This window comes from Sphingomonas naasensis (assembly GCF_004792695.1).
GTDB lineage: Bacteria > Pseudomonadota > Alphaproteobacteria > Sphingomonadales > Sphingomonadaceae > Sphingomonas > Sphingomonas naasensis.
The window spans coordinates 50,602-72,269 of sequence record NZ_SRXU01000007.1; the positions used below are offsets into that span (position 1 = coordinate 50,602).

Annotated in this window: 20 protein-coding genes; 11 read left to right on the top strand and 9 right to left on the bottom strand. The window is 68.6% G+C overall.

Annotation, left to right across the window (positions count from 1 at the left end; translation table 11 throughout):
- Positions 1-39: 39 nt before the first annotated feature.
- The 3 genes from E5A74_RS15550 to E5A74_RS15560 all read left to right on the top strand — a co-directional run bounded on the left by E5A74_RS15550 (position 40) and on the right by E5A74_RS15560 (position 4,448).
- Positions 40-1,629, top strand: coding sequence for an MFS transporter (locus E5A74_RS15550; RefSeq protein WP_135986546.1), 1,590 nt, complete (start codon positions 40-42; stop codon positions 1,627-1,629).
- 105 nt (positions 1,630-1,734) lie between these two features.
- Positions 1,735-2,631 carry an iron-containing redox enzyme family protein gene (locus E5A74_RS15555; protein ID WP_135986547.1) on the top strand — a complete coding sequence of 299 codons (897 nt, stop codon included), beginning with the start codon at positions 1,735-1,737 and terminating at the stop codon, positions 2,629-2,631.
- Positions 2,632-2,693: 62 nt separating this feature from the next.
- Positions 2,694-4,448 carry a bifunctional metallophosphatase/5'-nucleotidase gene (locus E5A74_RS15560; RefSeq protein ID WP_135986548.1) on the top strand — a complete coding sequence of 585 codons (1,755 nt, stop codon included), beginning with the start codon at positions 2,694-2,696 and terminating at the stop codon, positions 4,446-4,448.
- Positions 4,449-4,485: 37 nt separating this feature from the next.
- Here E5A74_RS15560 and E5A74_RS15565 read toward each other — a convergent pair whose 3' ends face one another.
- From E5A74_RS15565 to lgt, 5 genes are all read right to left on the bottom strand, one after another.
- Complete coding sequence (locus E5A74_RS15565) at positions 4,486-5,796, bottom strand: cystathionine gamma-synthase family protein (RefSeq protein WP_135986549.1); 1,311 nt, start codon at positions 5,794-5,796, stop codon at positions 4,486-4,488.
- Positions 5,797-5,844: 48 nt separating this feature from the next.
- Positions 5,845-6,609, bottom strand: a complete 765-nt coding sequence (gene pgeF / locus E5A74_RS15570; RefSeq protein WP_135986550.1) for a peptidoglycan editing factor PgeF — start codon at positions 6,607-6,609, stop codon at positions 5,845-5,847.
- Positions 6,606-7,112, bottom strand: coding sequence for a GNAT family N-acetyltransferase (locus E5A74_RS15575; protein WP_135986551.1), 507 nt, complete (start codon positions 7,110-7,112; stop codon positions 6,606-6,608). Before E5A74_RS15575 ends, pgeF begins: the two co-directional genes overlap by 4 nt.
- Positions 7,109-8,080: a class I SAM-dependent methyltransferase gene (locus E5A74_RS15580; RefSeq protein WP_208411759.1), complete on the bottom strand. Its 972-nt coding sequence runs from the start codon at positions 8,078-8,080 to the stop codon at positions 7,109-7,111. Before E5A74_RS15580 ends, E5A74_RS15575 begins: the two co-directional genes overlap by 4 nt.
- A gap of 175 nt (positions 8,081-8,255) precedes the next feature.
- Entirely contained in the window at positions 8,256-9,140 is an 885-nt protein-coding gene (gene lgt, locus E5A74_RS15585) for a prolipoprotein diacylglyceryl transferase (RefSeq protein ID WP_135986553.1), read from the bottom strand.
- A 111-nt stretch (positions 9,141-9,251) separates the two neighbouring features.
- Here lgt and E5A74_RS15590 point away from each other — a divergent pair, with 111 nt between their 5' ends.
- The 4 genes from E5A74_RS15590 (at position 9,252) to E5A74_RS15605 (ending at position 14,434) form a co-directional block, all read left to right on the top strand.
- Entirely contained in the window at positions 9,252-11,492 is a 2,241-nt protein-coding gene (locus E5A74_RS15590) for a xanthine dehydrogenase family protein molybdopterin-binding subunit (RefSeq protein ID WP_135986554.1), read from the top strand.
- On the top strand, positions 11,489-12,493 hold the full coding sequence (gene hemH / locus E5A74_RS15595) for a ferrochelatase (protein WP_135986555.1): 1,005 nt from the start codon (positions 11,489-11,491) through the stop codon (positions 12,491-12,493). The genes E5A74_RS15590 and hemH overlap by 4 nt, the downstream gene beginning before the upstream one ends.
- Before the next feature lie 34 nt (positions 12,494-12,527).
- A complete protein-coding gene (gene phbB / locus E5A74_RS15600) occupies positions 12,528-13,250 on the top strand; it encodes an acetoacetyl-CoA reductase (RefSeq protein WP_135986556.1) in 723 nt (240 codons plus the stop codon).
- 182 nt (positions 13,251-13,432) lie between these two features.
- Entirely contained in the window at positions 13,433-14,434 is a 1,002-nt protein-coding gene (locus tag E5A74_RS15605) for an esterase-like activity of phytase family protein (protein WP_240699840.1), read from the top strand.
- A 21-nt stretch (positions 14,435-14,455) separates the two neighbouring features.
- On the opposite strand, the gene rpmB is transcribed toward E5A74_RS15605, so the two are convergent.
- Positions 14,456-14,752 (bottom strand): 50S ribosomal protein L28, encoded by a 297-nt coding sequence (rpmB, locus tag E5A74_RS15610; protein ID WP_135986558.1) that lies wholly within the window; start codon positions 14,750-14,752, stop codon positions 14,456-14,458.
- 161 nt (positions 14,753-14,913) lie between these two features.
- Between rpmB and E5A74_RS15615 the strand changes: the two genes are divergently transcribed.
- From E5A74_RS15615 to E5A74_RS15630, 4 genes are all read left to right on the top strand, one after another.
- Positions 14,914-15,207: a hypothetical protein gene (locus E5A74_RS15615; RefSeq protein WP_206365889.1), complete on the top strand. Its 294-nt coding sequence runs from the start codon at positions 14,914-14,916 to the stop codon at positions 15,205-15,207.
- Entirely contained in the window at positions 15,207-15,392 is a 186-nt protein-coding gene (locus E5A74_RS15620) for a YqaE/Pmp3 family membrane protein (protein ID WP_135986559.1), read from the top strand. Before E5A74_RS15615 ends, E5A74_RS15620 begins: the two co-directional genes overlap by 1 nt.
- A 39-nt stretch (positions 15,393-15,431) precedes the next feature.
- Positions 15,432-15,884, top strand: coding sequence for a nucleoside deaminase (locus tag E5A74_RS15625; RefSeq protein WP_240699841.1), 453 nt, complete (start codon positions 15,432-15,434; stop codon positions 15,882-15,884).
- A gap of 106 nt (positions 15,885-15,990) precedes the next feature.
- Complete coding sequence (locus E5A74_RS15630; RefSeq protein WP_135986560.1) at positions 15,991-17,286, top strand: hemolysin family protein; 1,296 nt, start codon at positions 15,991-15,993, stop codon at positions 17,284-17,286.
- Positions 17,287-17,329: 43 nt separating this feature from the next.
- Here the strand turns inward: E5A74_RS15630 and E5A74_RS15635 are convergent, their stop codons facing one another.
- From E5A74_RS15635 to E5A74_RS15645, 3 genes are all read right to left on the bottom strand, one after another.
- Positions 17,330-18,013 carry a hypothetical protein gene (locus tag E5A74_RS15635; RefSeq protein ID WP_135986561.1) on the bottom strand — a complete coding sequence of 228 codons (684 nt, stop codon included), beginning with the start codon at positions 18,011-18,013 and terminating at the stop codon, positions 17,330-17,332.
- 76 nt (positions 18,014-18,089) lie between these two features.
- A complete protein-coding gene (locus tag E5A74_RS15640) occupies positions 18,090-19,577 on the bottom strand; it encodes a vWA domain-containing protein (RefSeq protein ID WP_240699842.1) in 1,488 nt (495 codons plus the stop codon).
- A gap of 460 nt (positions 19,578-20,037) precedes the next feature.
- On the bottom strand, positions 20,038-21,582 hold the full coding sequence (locus E5A74_RS15645) for an amino acid permease (RefSeq protein ID WP_135986563.1): 1,545 nt from the start codon (positions 21,580-21,582) through the stop codon (positions 20,038-20,040).
- Positions 21,583-21,668 lie beyond the last annotated feature (86 nt).

The window sequence follows — 21,668 nt, forward strand, 5'->3', positions numbered from 1 at the left end:
GCTAACACAAGCAAATGGGGCAGGGGAAGAGGCGGGGGAATGGGCGTTCAGGCCAGCAGCACTTTCATCGATCGACGCGGCGTCTGGCTGTTCGTGCTCGGCTGCGCGGCGGTCACCGCCGGGGTGCTGATGCACATCCCGATGTTCCTGATGGGCCGGCACATGCACTTCATGCTGGTCGGCATGCCGATGGGCTGGGACATGGTCGGCGGGATGGCGCTGATCATCGCTGGCTGCCTCGTCGCCGCGTGGGGGCTGCTGCCGCGCGACGTCTCGGCGCAGCTGGCGGCGCGCGAGAATTTCGAGATCGCCGCGCCCGAGGACGCGCATCTCGGCCCGGCGCACTGGACGCTGATGTTCGTGCTGGTGGTCGCGCTGGTCATCGACATCATGAAGCCCGCTGCATTGGGCTTCACCGTGCCGGGCATGATCGTGGAATATGGCGTGCCCAAAGCGACCGTGTCGCTGGTGCCCTTCTTCGCGCTGCTCGGCACGGTCACCGGCTCGGTGGTCTGGGGCGTCCTCGCCGACATCTATGGCCGCAAGGCGACGATCCTGCTCTCGGCGGTGATGTTCGTCGGCACTTCGATCTGCGGCGCGATGCCGAGCCTCGCCTGGAATATCGGCATGTGCTTCATGATGGGCGCCGCGGCGGGCGGCATGTTGCCGGTCACCTATGCGCTGCTCGCCGAGATGATGCCGAGCAGGCATCGCGGCTGGAGCCTCGTGCTCGTCGGCGGGCTCGGCGCGGTCGGCGGCTATTTCGCGGCGAGCGGCGCATCGGCGCTGCTCCAGCCGATTTTCGGCTGGCGGATATTGTGGCTGCTCAACCTGCCGACCGGGCTGCTGCTGGTGATGCTGGGCGTGCTCATCCCCGAATCGGCCAAGTTTCTGCTGGCCCGCGGGCGCCGCGCCGAAGCGGCGGCGGTGATGGCGCGGTTCGGCGCGACGGTCCGCACCGTCGCCCCGCCACGTTCCGCGCTGCCCCAGGCGGCGGGGGTGCATGCCCCGCTGACCGGCGCGAAGCTGATCGGCAAGCTGGTCGCGCTGTCGACCGCGGCGATTGCCTGGGGGTTGATCAATTTCGGCCTGTTGCTCTGGCTGCCGGCCGATCTGGTGAGCAAGGGCTATTCGGTCGCGGTATCGAGCAAGCTGCTCGCCGCCTCGGCGCTGATCGCGTTTCCGACGGTGTTCCTCTGCGCCTTTATATACAGCCGCTGGAGCACCAAATGGTCGCTCGTCACGGTGATCGGCATCACCTTTCTCGGGCTCGTCGGGGTGATGTGGCTCGAATTGGTCGGCGGGATGAGCCCGGTGCTCCCGGTGGCGTTGCTGATCGTCGGCTCGAACGGGATCATCGCGATCGTGCTGCCCTATACCGCCGAGAGTTTCCCGATGCGGGTGCGCGGGCGGGCGACCGGCTGGGTGGCGGCGTGCACCAAGGCGGGCGGCGTGCTCGCGCAATTGCTGTCGATCACCGCGCTCGTCCCCGCGATGGGCTGGGCGGCGGCGGCGATCATGGTGCCGACGCTCACCGCGCTCGGCCTCGTCGCGTGGTTCGGGCGCGAGACTCGCGGCGCCGATTTGCGGCGGCTCGACGAAGCACTGGACGAGCCGCTGATCGCCTGATTGGTTTGGGTTAAAGATCAACGGCTTGTGCCCGAAGCTAGCCGCGCGTTCGGGAACCTTCGCGCGGCCCTGCCGGTTGAGACACCGGCAGGAGATCATCCCGATATGGCGACACGGCTACGAAGCTTCGCGAACGACGCGGGCTCGCAATTTCTTACGGACAGCTTCCAGCGGGGGCTCGCGCACTGGAACCGCGAGCGGCTCGAGCCCGGGTTTCCGGGCGAGGACTGGAGCCGCGTCTTCGAGCGCGACCTGCGCATGCAGCGACTGGAGGGCGCGTTCCTTGAGGAGCTGCGCGCTGAAGTCGCCGAGGAGGCTGCGGCGGCGCCTACCGATGTCGAAGGCTTCATCGCCTGGTTCGAAGGACTGAAGGAACGCGGGCCCGGGCAGGGCGATCCGCTGTTCCCGTGGCTGGCCGAGCGCGCGGACCGCGACGAACTGCGCTGGTTCTTCGAGCAGGAAGCCGCGGGCGAGGCCGGGTTCGACGATCTTGTCGCGATGACGCAGGTCAAGCTGCCCGTGCGCCCCAAGCTCGAGCTCGCCCGCAATTATTGGGACGAGATGGGCCACGGCACCGCCAAGGGCATGCACGGCCCGATGCTCGATGCGCTGGTCGAGACGCTCGACGTCGATCCCGTCATCGAGAGGACCGTGTGGGAGAGTCTGAGCCTCGCCAATGCAATGACGGCGATGGCGACCAACCGGCGCTATGCCTGGCATTCGGTGGGCGCGCTCGGCGTGATCGAATTGACCGCGCCCGGCCGCGCGGCGCTGGTCGCCGAGGGGCTCAAGCGCGTCGGGCTCAGCCCGAAGGAGGCGCGCTATTTCACGCTCCACGCGGTGCTCGACATCAAGCACAGCGAGGATTGGAACCGCGAGGCGATCCGCCCCGCGGTCGAGGAGGATCCGCGCCGCGCCACCGCAATGGCCGAGGGCGCGCTGATCCGGCTCAACTGCGGCGCGCGCTGCTTCGCGGCCTATCGCGCGCGGTTGTGGGGCTGACGCGCGCGGAAATTACGCGGTAACATCTCCCCGCCACGGGCGTGGCGGACGGAGGTGGGGCAATGCGGTTCGTGATCTTGACGCTGGCGGCGGCGGCGCTCGCCGGATGCGCAGGGCGTGTGGCGGAGCCGGGCGCAGCGCCCGCGGCGGCGCCGGTCTCGGTGCAGATCATCGCATTCAACGATTTTCACGGCAATCTCGAGCCCGGCAAGCTCGCGGTCGACCTCCCCGGCGAAGGCGGCGCCAGGCAGCGCATCGCGGCGGGCGGCGCGGCCTATTTCGCCTCGGCGGTGGCGAAATTGCGCGAGGGCCATGCCAACAGCATCACCGTCTCGGCGGGCGATATGATCAGCGCGAGCCCGCTGGTGTCGTCGATGTTCCTCGACGAGCCGACGATCCATGCGATGAACCTGATCGGAGTCGACTTCAACGCTGTCGGCAACCATGAATTCGATCGCGGGCAGAAGGAGCTGCACCGGCTGCAGGACGGTGGGTGCGAGAAGAACACGCGGCGCCAGCCCTGCGCGGTCGAGCCGTTCACGGGCGCGAAATTCCGCTATCTCGCCGCCAATGTCGCGAAGGAAAACGGCGGCACGCTGTTCCCGGGCACCGGGATCCGCAGCTTCGGCGAGGGCAAGCGGCAGGTTCGCATCGGCTTCATCGGCATGACGCTCAAGGGCACGTCGACATTGGTGATGGCGAGCGGAATCGAGGGGCTGAGGTTCGAGGACGAGGCGGACACGGTCAATGCGCTGGTCCCGAAGCTCAAGGCCGAGGGCGCCGACGCGATCGTCGTGCTGATCCACCAGGGCGCCGACACCAGGACCGCGTTCGACGCGAACAGCTGCGACGGGCTGGGTGGCGACATCTTCCTGATCCTGCAGCGGCTCGATCCGCGCGTCGATCTCGTCGTGTCGGGGCACACGCACCAGGCCTATGTCTGCGACTATGGCAGCATCGATCCGAGCCGGTCGCTGCTGCTGACCAGCGCGGGCTATGGCGGCACGCTGCTGACCGACATCGCGCTCGACATCGATCCGGTGGCAAAGCGCGTGGTCGCGAGGCGCGCGAACAACATCCTTGTCCAGGCCGAGACATTTGCCGGACCCAGGGGGAGCATGCCGAGCGATCGCTACCCGCGCTTCGCGGCGGATCCGCGGATCGCGGCGTTGGTGGCGCGCTATGCCGCGGCCGCGAAAAGCTATGCCGAGCGACCGATCGGCAAGCTGACCGCCCCCGCGCCGCGCAGCGAGGAGGTCATGCACGAGCAGGTGCTGGGCAATCTCCTCGCCGACGTCCAGCTCGCCGCGACGGCGGCGGCGGACAAGGGCGGCGCCGAGATCGCCTTCATGAACGCCGGCAGCGTGCGGACATCGCTCACGCCGCGCGCCGACGGGACGATCACCTTCGGCGACATCTATGCCGCGCAGCCCTTCGCCAACATGCTCGTGGTCAAGAGCCTGACGGGCGGGCAGCTGCGCGCGGTGCTCGAGCAGCAGTTCGACGAGAACAAGGCGGGCGGACGCAATTTGCTCCTGGTCTCGCGCGGCTTCACCTTCGGCTATGATCTGGGCAAGCCGGTGGGGCAGCGCGTCGTCGACCCGCGGCTGAACGGCGCGCCGATCGACGAGGCGCGGACCTACCGCGTGGTGGTCAGCAACTTCCTCGCCAATGGCGGCGACGGCTTCACCACGCTGACCGCCGGCACCGAATTCCTGACCGGCATTGGCGATCTCGAAGCGATCGAAGCCTATTTCGCGGGCGGGCCGGTGACCCCTCCGGCCACCGACCGCACCCGCGATTTGACGCTGCGCTGAGATCGATATCCTCCCCTCAGGGAGAGGATATCGGTGCTCACACCGTCTTCAACGCTTCCTCGAAATCGGCGATCAGATCGTCGGCATCCTCGACTCCGATCGAGATGCGGACGAGATTGTCGGTGATGCCGAGCGCCTGCTTGCGCGCCTCCGGAACCGAGAGATGGGTCATCCCCGCGGGGTGGCTGGCGAGCGTCTCGGTGCCGCCGAGGCTGACCGCGAGCTTGGCGATCTTGAGCGCGTCGAGAAATGCGAAGGCCTCCTTCTCGCCACCTTTGAGATAGAGCGAGAAGGTCGATCCGGCGCCGGTGCAATGGCGCTTGTAGATATCGGCCTGACGGCTGCCATCCTCGAGGAAGCCGAGATAGCCGACATGCTCGACCTTGGGATGCTGGCGGAGGAACTCGCAGACCTTGGCGGCATTCTCGCCGGCGCGGCTCATCCGCAGCTCGAGCGTCTCGAGGCTGCGGAGCAGCATCCACGCGGTGTTGGGATCGCAGATCGTGCCGATCGTGTTGCGCATCAGCCGGATCGTGTTGATGTGCTCCTTCGAGCCGAGCACGCCGCCCGCGACGAGATCCGAATGGCCGCCGGCATATTTGGTCAGCGAATAGACGACGATGTCGGCACCCTGCTCGAGCGGCTTCGCCCAGAGCGGGCCGAGAAAGGTGTTGTCGATCGCGATCGGCGGCTTGTTGGCGCCGGTGAAGATCGCGTCGCGGCTGGCCGCGACCGCCTCGACATCGACCAGCGCGTTGGTCGGATTGGCAGGCGATTCGAGATAGATCAGCGCGACATTGCCGCTCGCCGCCTTGCCGAGCACCGCATCGATCTCGGCGCGGGTGGCGCCGGCGGGGAAGTCGAGCCAATGCACCCCGAAACGGCCGAGGATGCGCGCGATCAGCGTCTCGGTCGCGGCGTAGAGCGGGCCCGAATGGACGATCGTGTCGCCGGGCTTGACCATCGACAGGAACAAGGTGGCGATCGCCGACATGCCGCTGGAAAAGGCGAGCGCATCCTCGGCCTCTTCCCAAACCGACAGCCGGTCCTCGAGAATCTCCTGATTGGGGCCGTTGAAGCGCGAATAGACCAGCCCCTCGGCGCCGCCCGGGCGCTTGCCGGTGACGCCTTCGAAGTGGCGCTTGCCCGCCGCGGCATTGGGGAAGACAAAGGTCGAGGTCAGGAAGATCGGCGGCTTGAGCGAGCCTTCGGAGAGCACCGGATCATAGCCATGGCCCATCATCATCGTCGCGGGCTTGAGCTTGCGCGCGCCGACCTTGTCGACGCTCGCCTTGGGGCGGCGGCGCGGCGTGGCGCCGGTCAGCTCGGCTTCGGTCTCGTCGGTCATGGGCTCTCCAGATTTTTGGTTTAATCGCTCCCTAGCCGAAGAAAGGTCTCAACTGATACCAATTATCGCGATCTGCCGGCCGTAATCGGGTTCGCCGCGATGGGTGGCGCGACGGAAGCTGTAGAAACGGCTCTCGTCCGAATAAGTGTCGAGCCCCAGCGTCTCGATCGTCCGCACGCCCGCGGCGGCGAGCCGGTGCGCGACATAGGCTTCGAGGTCGAACTGGTGATGCCCGGGCTTGCCGTCGGCGAAGAAGCGCTCGTTCGCCGGATCGACTTCGACGAAGCCGCGGAAGAAGCCGTCATCGACTTCGTAGCTGGCGCGGGCGATGCAGGGGCCGACCGCGGCGACGATGCGCGCGCGCTGCGCGCCGAGGCTCTCCATCAGCGCGATCGTCGAATCGGTGACTCCGGCCACCGCGCCCTTCCACCCGGCATGCGCTGCGCCGACCACGCCCGCCGCGCGATCGGCGAGCAGCACCGGCGCGCAATCGGCGGTGAGAATGCCCAGCGCGAGTCCGGGCCGATCGGTGACCAGCGCGTCGGCGCGCGGGCGGAGCCGCTCCTCGAACGGCGCGATCACCGCCACCGCATCGGGCGAATGGACCTGATAGGGCGTGACCAGCCGTGCGCCCGGGATCACCGCTTCGCCGGCGCGGCGGCGATTCTCGGCGATCGCCTCGGGATCGTCGGCCGAGCCGGTGCCGACATTGAGCCCCGCGACCATGCCGGTCGATACGCCGCCGCGGCGCCCGAGAAAGCCGTGCGCCACGCCGTCGAGCGCACGGGCGCGGATCACTTCGACTTCACTCACAGGTCGAGGCTCATCAAGCGGTCTTCATCCTCATGCTCGCCGACCATGAACGCATAGCGGCCGCGATCGACGAAGCCGTAGCGCTCGTAGAAGCGCCGGGCGCGGTGGTTGTCGATATAGACCGAGAGCCAAAGCGTCGCGGCGCCGCGGCTGCGCGCCGTGTCGAGCGCCCAGTCCATCAGCGCCTGCGCCGCGCCGCTGCCCTTGCCGCGTTCGCGCAGATAGAGCTGGCGCAGCTCGATCGGCGCGGGCCTTGGCGCGACGGGAAGAGTGACCGGGCCGAGCTTGCAATAGCCCACCGGCCCCGCGTCGTCCTCGGCGAGACGAAGCGCGACGCCGGGTGTCGCCAGTTCCTCCGCCCATGCTTCGGGCGTGAATTTGGCGAGGAAGATCGCGAGGTTCTCCGGGCTGTAGAGATGACCGAAGGTCGCGATGAAGCTCTCGCGGAACAGCGCGTCGATCGCGGGCAGATCGGCGGACGCGGCGTCGCGATAGCGGATCATGCGAAACCCGCCGGCACCGGCCAGCCCGGCGCGGTGAGCGCGATCACCTTGAACAGCTCGCCCATCTGCTCGGGATCGATCAGCCGGTCGCGGTCGCCGGCAAGCGCTTCGGCGCGATCGGGCGCAGCCTTGGCCAGCGCCTCGGTCCGCGCGCCGATCCCCAGCGCCGCGAGGAACGCGCCCTGCGTCACCGGGCCGTGGACGACCAGCCCCTCGGCCTCGGCGGCTTCCTTGAGCGTGGCGAAGTCGACATGCGCAGTGAGATCGGCCTCGCCCGGATCCTCGAACGGATTGGCGAAGGCGTGCCCGCGCACCGCCTGCAGCGTGTCGCCCACCGCCGGGCCCTCATAGCCATAGTCGATGATCAGCGCCGCGCCGCCCTGTTCGAGCAGCCGTCCGGCGAGCCCGCGCAGCACCGCGACGCTTGCGGGCGAGGTCTCGAGGATCGATCCGGGCGTCGCGCCGCGCAGATCGCGCGGGATGATCATGTCGAAGCTGCGATCGCCGGCGATCGGCAGGAACAGCGTGTCCTGACAGGCGACCAGTCTTTCGCGCCAGCCTTCGCCGGTCGCGACCAGCTGGCGGATCGGCAGCGCGTCGAAGAACTCGTTGGCGACGATCAGCAGCGGGTGGTCATCCTCGACGCTGGTCAGCTCGAGATGCCATTCGGCACCCGGCACGCGCTCGGCCTGCGCGGCGCGCAAGGTCGGGCTGTTCTCGACGAAATGAACCGGCGGGGCGAGCCCGGCCTTGCCCATCGCGCGCAGCGCATCGGCGGCCAGCGTGCCGCGCCCCGGCCCGAGCTCGACATAGCGCGCCTCGGGCCGCCCGGCGCGATCCCAGAGGTCGGCGAGCCACAGCCCGATCAGCTCGCCGAACATCTGGCTGATCTCGGGCGCGGTGGTGAAGTCGCCGCGCGCGCCGAGCGGGTCGCGCGTGCCGTAATAATGCGCGTTGGCGGCCGCCATGAATTGCGACAGCGGAATCGGCCCGGCGAGCGTGATCGCGCGCGAGAGGCGCTCGGCGAGCGCCGGCGCGGCGGCGTTCTCGCTGCGCTGCCCGGGCGTGGCGGCAAGGGGATTGTCGGGATCGGTCACGCCGCGTCCCTAACGTCTTCGGCCCCTGCCGTCATCCCGGCAGGGATCAGGCGACGCTTTCCGATCCCGCGATCGGCTCGACGCGTTGGCGACGGCGCTTCGCCGTGGCGACCAGCCAGCCGCCGCCGATGATCATCGGGATGCACAGCCACTGGCCCATGTGCAGGCCGGTCGCATCGACCAGCCAGACCAGCTGGGCATCGGGCTCGCGGAAGAACTCGACGAAGAAGCGGCACAGACCGTAGCCGAGCACGAAGATGCCGACGAGCTTGCCGGGCTGGTAGCGCGAATCGGTGCGCCAGAAGAAGAACCACAGCACGACGAAGAGCAGGATACCCTCAAGCCCCGCCTCGTAGAGCTGGCTCGGATGGCGCGCGGGCTCCGGCAGCCCGGTCTGAACCGTGTTGCGGAAGACGATCGCCCAGGGGACGTTCGCCGGCTTTCCCCACAGCTCGCCGTTCACGAAATTGGCGAGGCGCCCGAAGAAAAGCCCGAACGGCGCGACGCAGGCGACATAATCATGGATGCGCAGCCAATCGAGCTTGTGCCGGCGCGCGAGCAGGATGATCGCGATCGTCGTGCCGATCACGCCGCCATGGAACGACATGCCGCCGTCCCACAGCCGCACGATCTGCAGCGGCGATTCCCAGATCATGTTGGGCGCGTAGAACAGCACATAGCCGAGCCGCCCGCCGAGGATGATGCCGAGCGTGGCGTAGAAGACGAGGTCGTCGGCATGGCGCCGCGCCATCGGCGCGCCGGGCTGGGCGAGCAGCTTGAGCAGATACCACCAGCCGATCAGGATGCCGGCGATATAGGCCAGCGAATACCATTTGATCTGGAAGAAGCCGAGGTTGATCGCCACCGGATCGAGCCCGAGATCGGCGAAATGGAGATGGTCGCCGGCGGCGGCGAGCAGTTGGAGCAGCACGGTCTTGTCGTTCCCCGGCAATCGTTCGTGGCCCCGCGATAGAACAGCCGCGTTGCAAACCCAAGGCCGCAATGGCTGGCGCTGCGCGAAGTGGCGCGATAGAGCGATGCGATGGCGGTGAAACTCGGCGCACGCACCCAGATCGATCGGCGGACGCTGCTGATCGGCGGCGGCGTCGGCGTGGGGCTGATCGTCGCCTGGGCCGCTTGGCCGCGAACCTATCTTCCCAATCTCACCCCGGCTCCCGGCGAGCAGCTGTTCGGGGCGTGGCTCAAGATCGGCAGCGACGGCCATGTCACCGTCGCGGTGCCGCAATGCGAGGAAGGGCAGGGCGTCTACACCGCGATGCCGCAGATCGTCGCCGACGAGCTCGGCGCCGACTGGAAGATGGTCGGCGTCGAGCCCGCACCGCTCAATCCGCTCTATGCCAACCAGCTCGCCGCCGAGGAGCTGTTCGAGGCCGCGCTCGGCCCGGTACCGGCGACGCTGCGCCGCAGCTTCGTCCGGCGCGGCGGGCTTATGCTCACCGGCGGCTCGACCTCGATCCGCAATTTCGAGGACGAACTGCGCCATGCCGGCGGCGCGGCGCGGGTGCTGCTGCAAAAGGCGGCGGCGCGGCGCTGGGGCGTGAACTGGCAGGATTGCGGCACCTTCAACGGCATCGTCTATCAGGGCAGCAACAAGCTCGGCTTCGGCGCGCTAGCCGAGGACGCCGCGGGCCAGTCGCTGCCCGATGCGGTGCCGCCGCGCGTCAGCGATGCGCCGCGCTTGCATGGCCAACCGCTGCCGCGGCTCGACGCGCCGTCGAAGGTCGATGGCAGCGCCAATTTCGCCGCCGACATTCGCCTGCCCAATATGGTTTATGCGTCGATCCGGCAGGGGCCGATCGGCGAGACCAGCCTTGTCCGCGTCGATCGCGCCGCGGCGGATCGCATCCCGGGCATGCTCGCGGTGGTCACCACCGAGGATTGGGTCGCCGCGGTCGCGAACAACTGGTGGGCCGCCGATCGCGCGATCGACGCAATGCGGCCGCGCTTCAAGACGCCCGAGGCGGTCGTCAACAGCGATACGATCGATGACGCGCTGAACGCCGCGTTCGGCGGCTCGGGCACGCGCATGGCGTCGGCGGGCGATCTTTCGGCGCAGTTCCGCGGCGCCGAAGTCGTCGCGGCCGAATATCGCGTCGGGCTCGCGCTCCATGCCGCGCTCGAGCCGATGACCGCAACCGCGGTCCACCGCGATGGCCGGCTGACTCTGTGGCTGCCCACCCAGGCGCCGGGGCTGGCACGCGCCGCCGCCGCGCGCGCCGCGGGGCTCGCCGAAAGCGACGTGATCCTCCATCCGACGATGGCCGGCGGGTCGTTCGGCGCGAAGCTCGAGAGCGACGTCGCGGCGCAGGCGGCCTTGCTCGCGATGCGGATCGGGCGGCCGGTGCAGCTCAGCTGGCCGCGCGGCGAGGATTTCCGGCGCGATCGATTCCGCCCCGCCGCCGCAGGGCGGATGACCGCGCGGCTTGACGCACAGCATCGGCTCACCGGTTGGCTCGCCAAGATCGCCGCGCCCGAAAGCGGCCGCGAGCTCGCGGCCCGGCTGCTCCCCGGCGCGATGCTGCCGGCGGCGGGGCGCGCGCTGGGCCGCGGCGATCCCGGCGCGGTGGCGGGCGCGGTGCCGCCCTATGCCATCCCCAATTTCGCAGTCGATCACCACCCCGCCGAGATCGGCGTGCCGAGCGGCTATTGGCGCTCGGGCGCGCACAGCTACACTTGCTTCTTCACCGAGAGCTTTCTCGACGAACTTGCGCATGTCGCCGGGCAGGATGCGCTGTCGTTCCGCATGGCAATGCTCGGTGCGCAGCCGCGGCTGGCGCGCTGCCTGCAGACCGCGGCGCAATTGGGCGGCTGGCAGGGAGGCCAGCCCGGAAGCGGGCAGGGCATCGCGTGCCACAGCTTCCGCGGCGCGCATATCGCGGTGCTCGCCGAGGCGCAGCTCACCAGCGATCGCCGGGTCAAGGTCGAGCGATTGGTGGCGGCGGTCGATTGCGGGCGCGTGGTGAACCCCGATCTGGTGATGCAGCAGATCGAGGGCGGGCTGATCTTCGGGCTCGCCGGCGCGGTGGGCAGCGCGACCGGAATCACCGAGAATGTCGCCGATGTGCGCGCCATTTCGGAGCTTCGCCTGCCTACTCTCGCCGACTCTCCTGACATCACCGTCGAGCTGATCCGCAACGATCTCGAGCCCGGCGGCGCCAGCGAGCTCGCCGTGCCGCCGGTCGCGCCGGCGATCGCCAATGCGCTGCAGGCCGCCACCGGCGTGCGCTTCCGCCGCCTGCCGCTGCTTTCGGATATCGAATGACCCCAGCCGATCACCCTGCGATCCCGCCTGCCAAGGTGGGGGTGCTGCTCGTCAATCTCGGCACGCCCGACGCGCCCGATGCCGCCGCGGTGCGCCGTTACCTCGCCGAGTTCCTGTCGGATCCGCGCGTGGTCGAGATCCCGCGGCTGGTGTGGAAACCGATCCTGCACGGCATCATCCTGCGCACCCGGCCGGCCAAATCGGCGCACGCCTATCACCAGGTCTGGCGCGAGGACGGGTCACCGCTCGCCGCGATCACCCGCGAACAGGCCGCGGCGCTGCAGGGCGCATTCGGGCCGGACGTCGTTATCGATTATGCGATGCGCTATGGCCGGCCGGCGCTCGGCGAGCGGCTGCGTGCGCTCAAGGACGGCGGCTGCGAGCGTATCCTCGTCGCGCCGCTTTATCCGCAATATTGCGCAGCGACGACTGCGACCGCCAACGACGTCGCCTTTGCCGAACTGGCGCGGATGCGCTGGCAGCCGGCGCTGCGGACGCTGCCGCCTTATTTCGACGACCCCGCCTATATCGCGGCGCTCGCGACCTCGGTCGAGGCGTCGCTCGCCGCGCTCGATTTCGCGCCGCAGGCGGTGCTCGCCAGCTTTCACGGCATGCCCGAGCGCACGCTGCAGCTCGGCGATCCCTATCACTGCCATTGCCAAAAGACCGCGCGGCTGCTCGGCGAGGCGCTGGGGCGTGAACTGACGGTGACCTTCCAGTCGCGCTTCGGCCGCGCAAAATGGCTCGAGCCGGCGACCGACACCGTGCTCGCGGGACTTCCCGCCAAGGGAATCACCCGCATCGCGATCGTCGCGCCGGGCTTTTCCGCCGATTGCCTCGAAACGCTCGAGGAACTGGCGATCCGCGGCCGCGACGCCTTTATCGCCGCTGGCGGCACCCATTTCGCCTATCTGCCCTGCCTCAATGCGAGCGATGCGGGGATCGCGATGCTTCGTAAGATATTGTGGCGGGAACTTGCGGGCTGGGCAGACGCTCCCTAGCCTTACGTAACGACAACGGAGAGGATGGCGACAAATGGCACGCGTAGCGATCGTGACGGGTGGAACGCGCGGTATCGGCGAGGCGATCAGTCTCGCGCTCAAGGACGCGGGCATGACGGTCGCCGCCAATTATGCCGGCAACGAAGAGAAGGCGAAGGCCTTCACCGAACGGACCGGCATCAAGGCCTATAAATGGGACGTCGGCGATTTCGATGCCTGCGCCGCCGGCGTCGCGCAAGTCGAGGCCGAGCTCGGGCCGGTCGATGTGGTGGTCAACAATGCCGGCGTCACCCGTGACGGGACGATCCTCAAGATGAGCCGGGAGATGTGGGAGGACGTGATCCGCATCAATCTCGGCGGCTGCTTCAACATGGCGCACGCCACCTTCCCCGGCATGCGCAGCCGCAAATGGGGCCGCATCGTCAATATCGGCTCGATCAACGGCCAGGCCGGTCAGTACGGCCAGGTCAACTACGCCGCGGCCAAATCGGGCATCCACGGCTTCACCAAGGCGCTGGCGCAGGAAGGCGCGCGCGCCGGGGTGACGGTCAATGCGATCGCGCCGGGCTATATCGACACCGACATGGTCGCCGCGGTGCCGGCGGACGTGCTCGAGAAGATCGTCGCGAAGATCCCGGTCGGCCGCCTCGGCCAGGCGAGCGAGATCGCGCGCGGCGTGGCGTTCCTGTGCTCGGATGAAGCGGGCTTCGTCACCGGGTCGACGCTGTCGATCAACGGCGGGCAGCACATGTACTGAACGAAAACGGGCCGGCCCCTTTCGGAGCCGGCCCTGGTCCTCAGATACGCAACGCGAGGACGTCGATACGCAAACTGTGAGCGCCGTTGTAGCGGCGTTGCCTTTGCGCTTCCTGAACGCGTCGGTTATCTGAGGTTCATCTTCGCGAACGAGCCGCTATGACCGCGGCGATGCGTTTCGCGATGCCGTTTTCCGTCCTGCTGATGTTGACCCCCACCGCCTCGGGAATCGAGCCGCGGGGCGTGCTCGGCGAGCGCGCGGAGATGCGGGCCACGCCGGTGACGCTCGACGCCACCGATCCCGCGCGGCGCCAGGTTGGCGCGCTCACCTGGCTCGGCGGAGTCGCGCTGACGAGCAGCGACCCCGCCTTCGGTGGCTTCTCGGCGATGCGCGTGATCGGCGATCGCTTCACGCTGCTCAGCGATGGCGGCAACATCGTCGAGTTCCGCATGGGCGCGGACCTGCGCCCGCACGATCTGCGCTTCGCCGATCTTCCGGGCCCGGGCACCGGCGCGATCAAGCGCCACCGCGATTCGGAATCGCTGGCCTGGGATCCCGTCACCGGGCGCGCCTGGGTGGGCTTCGAGAACCGCAATGCGATCTGGCGCTATGATGCCGGCCTCGCCCGCGCCGAGCGCCGCATTCAGCCCGCAGCGATGGCCGATTGGTCGATCGCCGGCGGTGCCGAGGCGATGGTGCGGCTGCGCGACGGCCAGTTCATCGTGTTCAGCGAGACCGCGCGCCCCAAGGGGCAGCCAGCGGCGCGGATCGTGCTGCGCTTCGCCGGCGATCCGACCGAGACCAGGCTAGCGCCCGCCGCTTTCGCCTATGTGCCGCCTGCCGGCTACGACCCGACCGATGCCGCCGAGCTTCCCGACGGCCGGCTGCTGGTGCTCAATCGCCGGCTGTCGCTGCCGGGGCTGTTCACCGCGAGGCTCTGCGTGATCGACGTGCGCGGGATCCCGGACGGCGGGAGCGTGCGCTGCGCCGAGCTCGCCAGCTTCGAGCGCCCGCTGCTGCACGATAATTTCGAGGCGCTGGCGGTCACCCGCGAAGGCGCGGACACGATCGTGTGGATCGCGTCGGACGACAATGGCGAGTTCTGGGAGCAGTCGCTGCTGCTCAAATTCCGGCTGGACGCCGGGCAAGCGAAAAGCCCGCCCCCCGCGAAGGGAACGGGCTGACGCTGGTCTGCCGGCGGGCTGTTAGGCCGCGGTCTTCTCGGCAGAGGCCTTGCGCACTTCGCGCTTCAGGCGCCGGGCGCGCAGCGACAGATCGTCGTCGCTGGCCTTGAGCAGCCAATTGTCGAGGCCGCCATTGTGCTCGACCGAACGCAGGCCGTGCGTCGAGACGCGCAGGCGCACGCTGCGGCCCAGCGAGTCCGAGATCAGCGTGACGTTCTGCAGGTTCGGCAGGAACGTGCGCTTGGTCTTGTTGTTGGCGTGGGAAACATTGTGACCCACCTGCCGGCCCTTGCCGGTCAGCTCGCAAATGCGCGACATCGCTTTAATCCTGGTTTCTTGGCATAAGCCGGAAAGGCCGCGCCGATAGCGGGAATGGCGGGGTGCGTCAACCGATTCGCCGATCAATCACCCGCGGCACGCAACCCGGATGACGGTTTCTGCGTTATTACGCAAACGATTCGACTCCGGAGACAAAGGCAATGCGTGCAATCCTCGTGCTGATCGGAATCATTGCGTTGGGCGTCGTCGCGGCGATGGCGACGGGGATGCTGCGGATCAACCAGCAACAGGGCGCGAGCCTGCCGACGGTCACCTTGCAGAGCGAAGGCGGCCAGCTCCCCAAATACAGCGCCGAGACGGGCAGCGTCGGGATCGGCAACACCGCCAAGTCGGTCGAGGTGCCGACGGTGGAGATGAAGAACGCCACCGTGGTCTTGCCGACGATCGAGGTGAAGCAGGCTCCGGGCGCGTCGCCCACGCCTGCCGCCAAATAATGCACGCCGGGCGCATCGTCGCCGCGGTGCTGCTGCCGCCGCTCGGCGTCTATCTGGCGCGCGGCGCGGGCCGCGACTTCCTGATCGCGTGCGGGCTGACGCTGCTGTGCTTTCTGCCCGGCGTGGCGTTCGCGCTGTGGACCGTGCTGCAGCGCGAATCGCCGCCGGCCGCCGCACCCGCCTGACGGGTGACGCCGCCGGGGCGAGCCGCTAAGCGGTTCGCGATGTTTCCCCTTCCGCCTCCGATGCGCGCGGCGCTCGATGCGGCCGGCGCCGCCGCCGCTGTGGGCGAGGTGCCGGTCGGCGCCGCTGTCGTGCGCGATGGCGCGATCGTCGCGGTCGCCGCCAATGCGCCGCGCACGCTCCACGATCCCACCGCGCATGCCGAGATGCTCGCGATCCGCGAGGCCGCCCGGATCCTCGGCCGCGAACGCCTCGAGGATTGCGATCTCTGGGTGACGCTCGAGCCCTGCGCGATGTGCGCCGGCGCGATCGCCCATGCCCGCATCGCGCGGCTCTATTACGGCGCCGGCGATCCCAAGGGCGGGGCGGTCGAGCACGGCCCGCGCTTCTTCGCCCAGCCGACCTGCCATCATCGCCCGGAGATCTATGCCGGCATCGGTGAAGCCGAGGCAGGAACGCTGCTCCGCGACTTTTTCCGCGAGCGGCGCGGCTGAGACGGTTGCCACGGCCGTGATTGCGGCGGGTTTTCCTGTCTGTTGAGGCGTTTGCGAACAGGCGGTTGTGAAGCGCCGCTGAGTGCGGATATGGAGGGGGCGCATCATGCCCGCACCCTTTCCCTGGATCGACGTCGCGATCATCCTCGTGCTGATCGCCGTGAATGGCCTCTTCTCGATGTCCGAGCTGGCGATCGTATCGGCGCGCACGGCGCGGCTCGAGGCGATGGCGCGGACCAATCGCGGCGCCGCGACGGCGATTCGGCTCGCTGCCGATCCCGGCAAGTTCCTCTCGACCGTGCAGATCGGCATCACGCTGATCGGCATCGTCGCCGGCGCCTATTCGGGCGCCAGCCTCGGCACCCCTGTGGCCGAGCGGCTGCAGGGGCTCGGGCTCGCCGCGGAGACGGCGCACACCGCCGGCATCGCGCTGGTGATCGCGCTCACCACCTATGCCTCGTTGGTCGTCGGCGAGCTGGTCCCCAAGCAGTTCGCGCTGCGCTCGCCCGAGCCGATCGCCGCGGCGATGGCGATCCCGATGTTCTGGCTCAGCAAGGCGACCGCGCCGGTGGTGTGGTTGCTCGACAAATCGAGCGCGCTGATCTTCCGGCTGATCGGGCTCAACCGCGAATCGGAGAATCGCGTCACCGCCGAGGAGCTGCACCTGATCGTCGCCGAGGCTTCCAAATCGGGAGTGATCGAGGAGCATGAGCGCTCGATCATCTCGGGCGTGGTCCGGCTCGCCGATCGGCCGGTGCGCGAAGTCATGACGCCACGCACCGATGTCGACTGGCTCGATGTCGATCTCGACGCTGCCGGCATCCGCGAGGCGCTGCTCGCGACGCCGCACACCCGCCTGCCGGTGGCCGAGGGATCGGTCGATTCGGTGATCGGCGTCGTCCAGGCGCGCGATATCGCCGCGGCCTTGTTCCGCGGCGAGCCGCTCGAGCTGCGCCGGCTGATGCGTTCCGCCCCCGTGCTGCCCGATCAGGTCGATGCGATGGACGCGCTCGGGGCGCTCCGCCGTGCCGAAGTGCCGATGGGGCTGGTCCATGACGAATATGGCCATTTCGAAGGGATCGTGACCCCGGCCAATCTGCTCGCCGCGATCGCCGGCGATTTCGCTTCGGACGCCGAGCCAGGCGATTCGCCCAGCCTCGTGTTGCGCGAGGACGGCTCGCTGCTCGTCTCGGGCCAGATGCCCGCCGACGCGCTCGCCGAGCGGCTCGGCATCGATCTGCCCGAGGACCGCGACTATGCGACCGTCGCGGGGCTCGCGCTCGCGGTGCTCAAGCATCTTCCCGAGGAAGGCGAGATCTTCACCGAACAGGGCTGGCGCTTCGAGATCGTCGACATGGACGGCCGCAAGATCGACAAGCTGCTGGTGCGGCAGGAGGCCTGAGGCTCCGCCAAATCCTCCCGCTGCGCGCGGGAGGATTTGGAGGCTAGAGTTTCCCGAACACCGCCTCGTAACCCGCCTGATCGCCGCGGGCGAGGAAACCCGCCTGCTCGATCCAGCGGTCGCGCTGCATCCGCCCCTGGAACGTGCCGAGCTGGGCGTCGAGCGCCTCCGCCTCGGCGGGCGAGAGCGCGGCGATCTGGGCGAAGCTGGTGACGCCGAGCGCGTTGAGCTTTTCGGCGAGCTTGGGGCCGACCCCCTTCATCCTGGTGAGTTGGTCCTCGCCTGCGGCTGCGGGCGCGGGCCCGGATGCGGCGAGCGAGGCCGGCGCGGCATCGAGCGGCGCTGCGGCGGCGATCGGCTCGTCGGCCAGCGGCGCAGGCTCCGCTTCGGGTTCGGGCTCGGGTGCGGCGGGCGGCGCCATCACCGGGACATCGGCGATCGGCGGCGGCGCGACGGGCGGAGCCGGGGCGACTGGCGGCGGGGTGGGCGCGACCGGCGGCGGTGCGCTCTCGACGACGCGCTGCTCGGGCGCGGTGCCATGGGCGAGCTCGCCGCGCTCGTCGAGCGCCTCGCGGGCCTGCTGGCGGCGCTTCGCCAGCCGGGTGCCCCAGGCGAGGATGAACAGCGCGAACAGGATGCCGAGGCCGATCAGCACGAAGGAGGCCGTCAGCCATACCGGGCCGCCATCGATGATCGGCCCTCCGGTTTGCCAAGCCGTGTCGTTCATATCGCTACCCTCCGACGCCATGCAGTCACGCGCATGGGATATTGCATAGCGCCGGATTCGGCACCGTCCAGCGCGGTCAGTCGCTCGACGGCCGGCTTGCCCGCCCCGCGTCGGCGAGCCGCACCAGCTTGGCGAACTCGCTCCGCCAGTAATTGTCGGAGCTCCCCGCCAGCGCGGCGATTTCGGAATAGCCGAAGCCGTTCAGATATTTGTCGCCGCGCAGCCGCTGGCCGAACGCCGCCACCGCGGTGACGAACGCCATGTCGCCGCGCGGCAGTTCTGCGCTGCGGACGAGCGCGGCGGGAACGGCGCGCTCGATCAGCTTCGATCCGTCCTGACCCGGCAGCTTGTAGCGCAGCTTGACAAAGGCGAGCTCGTTGCCGGTCGCGGGCGCCCCGGCCGGCCGGTTGCCTTCGTAGCGCCGCTCGGGCAGCCAGCCGCGCGCCCCGGCGGGGACCAGCTCGTAGAGCGCGGTCACCTGATGCCCCGCGCCGATATCGCCGGCATCGACGGCGTCATTGGCGAAATCCTCCTCGGCGAGCGCGCGGTTCTCATAGCCGATCAGGCGATATTCGCTGACCTGTGCCGGATTGAACTCGACCTGGACCTTGACGTCCTTCGCGATCGTGAACAGCGTCGCGCCGAGCTCGTCGTCGAGCACTTTCTGCGCTTCCATCGCGCTGTCGATATAGGCGTAGTTGCCGTTGCCGACATCGGCGATGCGCTCCATCATCGCTTCGTTGTAATTGCCCGTGCCGAAGCCGAGCGTGGTCAGTGTGATGCCGTCGTCGCGGTTCTTTTTGACGAGATCCTCGAGCACCTTGTTGTCGCTGATTCCGACGTTGAAGTCGCCGTCGGTGGCGAGGAAGATGCGGTTGATCCCGTCCTTCAGATAATGGGCGCGCGCCACCGAATAAGCGAGCTTGATGCCGTCGCCGCCAGCGGTCGAGCCGCCCGCGTTGAGGCATTCGAGCGCCGCCTTCACATATTCCTTCCTGTGCGTCGGCTCGAGCACCACGCCGGCCGCGCCGGCATAGACCACGATCGAAACGCGATCCTTCGCGGTCAGCCGCTCGGCGAGCATCGTCAGCGCGCGCTTGACCAGCGGCAGCTTGTCCTCGCTCGACATCGATCCCGAGACGTCGACGAGGAAGACGAGGTTGGCGGGCGGTCGCCCCTTCGCCGCCACGTCATAGCCGCGCAGGCCGATGCGGAGCAGGCGCGTATCGGGATTCCACGGCGTCTTCGCCACGTCGGTGGTGACGCTGAACGGCGCCTCGCGCGAGTCCGGGCGCGGGTAATCATAGCGGAAATAGTTGATCATCTCCTCGGTGCGGACCGCTGCGGTCGGCACGTCCTGCCCCTGCGTCAGGAAGCGGCGGACATTGGCATAGGCGCCGGTGTCGACATCGACCGAGAAGGTCGAGACCGGGTTGGCCAGCACCTGCTGGATCGCGGCGACTTCCCTGCCTTCGTAGCGTTCGGTGTTGCCGGGCGTGCCAAAGGGAGCAGCGGTCACCGATACGCCGGGGATGCGCTGCAGTGACTCGGCCACGGCCTTCATCTCCGTCGATCGTGGTGGAGCGCTCGGCGCCGGCACAGGCTCGGGCGGGGGCGGTGGCGCCATCACCGGCGGTGGCGGCGCGGGCGGCGGCATGGGGGCGGGGGGCGGTGCATAGGCCATATGGCCGTTGCGGTAGCCGGCGGGCCCCGTCTCGCCGCGCACGCAGCGCACCGGCGAGTGTCTGTCTTGCGCTGCACCGATGACAGGGTGCGCGGGCAGCGGTTGCGGGGCGGCGGAGGTGAGCAGGACGGCGGAACAACCGAGCAGCAACGCGAAACGCGACATGTGATTCTCCCCCTATGGTTGTCGGCCGCTGGCGGGCCGTTCGACGCTTGTCGTTCCCGCGCGATGACCCGCGGATGAATGATATTCTATAACATGACCCCGTCGGCGGAGGCGGGCAAGCAAAAGGCCGGAGGATCGCTCCCCCGGCCCCTGCCATTGTCTGTAGCCGCTGGCCTCAGTGCGTCGCGGGCACGTCCGGCTTGAGCTCCTCATAGGCTTCATGCTCGGGCACATCGATGATGCCGCGCCCGACATGGCTCTTGCGATAGCCATAGGCGAAATAGATCACGAGGCCGAGGCCGCCCCAGATCGGCAGCACCATCTTCGCGTCGAAGGGCAGCAGGAAATAGAGGCCGACGCAGCCGACGATCGAGAGCGGCGCGACGATCCACACCAGCGGAGTCCGGAACGGACGGCGGCGGCCGGGATCGGTCCGGCGCAGGATCAGGACGGCGAGCGAGACCATGAAGAAGGCGAAGAGCGTGCCCGAATTGGACACGTCGGCGAGCTTGCCGACCGGCAGGAACGCGGCGGCGATCGCCACGAACACGCCGGTGATGAAGGTCACGATGTGCGGCGTCTTCCACTTCGGATGGATCGTCGCGAGCTTCTCGGGAAGCAGCCCGTCGCGCGCCATGACGAAGAAGATGCGGGTCTGGCCGAACAGCATCATCAGGATGACCGACGGCAGCGCGAGGCCGGCGGCGAGGCCCATGAAATAGCCGGCCCAGTCATAGCCGCCGATCTTGAGCACGTGCGCCAGCGCTTCCTTCGAGCAGGCGAGCGGCAGGGTCGCGCCCGAGCTGACGATCTCGGCGCAGCGTGCGGCGAGTTCGGACGAGCCCGGCGAGAGCACCTCGCCGTTGAGCCCGGTGACCGGCTGGGCGCCGATCATGCCGATCGCGCCTCCGGCGACGAGCAGGTAGAAGATGGTGCAGATCAGCAGCGATCCGATCAGCCCGATCGGCACGTTGCGCTGCGGGTTCTTGGTTTCCTCGGCAGCGGTCGAGACCGCGTCGAAGCCGACATAGGCGAAGAAGATCGACGCCGCGGCGCCGCCGACGCCGATGATGCCCCAGCCGTTCGGCGTGAAGGGCGTGAACTGGTCGCCCTTGATGAGCGGAAGCGTGATGATGCAGAACAGGCTCAGCGCCGCGACCTTGACCGCGACGAGCACGGCATTGACGCGAGCGCTCTCGGTGGTGCCGATCATCAGCAGCCAGGTCACCAGCATCGCGATGATCATCGCGGGCAGATTGACGATGCCGCCGGCATAGGGCCCGTTCGCGAGCGCCACGGGGACGTTGACGTGCACCGTGTCTCTGAGCAGCCCGACGATATAGCCGGACCAGCCGACCGACACCGCCGAGGCGGCGACGGCATATTCGAGGACCAGCGCCCAGCCGACCATCCAGGCGAGCAGCTCGCCCATCACGGCATAGGTGTAGGTGTAGGCCGAGCCCGAGACCGGAACCATCGATGCGAGCTCGGAATAGCAGAGCGCCGCGACGGCGCAGACGAAGCCGGCGATGATGAAGCTGATCATCATGCCCGGCCCGGCCTTTTGTGCGGCCTCGGCGGTCAGCACGAAGATGCCGGTGCCGATGATCGCGCCGACGCCGAGCAGGGTCAGCTGGACCGGACCTAGCGATCGATGGAGCGATTTTTTCTCGGCGGTTGCGAGAATGGCGTCGAGTGGTTTTACGCGCCCGAATATCATTGAGTGGTCCCCTTCGCGGCGCCCGTTCGCGCCGCCCCTATTTCGAAAGGCGCGAGCCTAGCCGCAAAAGCAGCGCGCGCAATCCC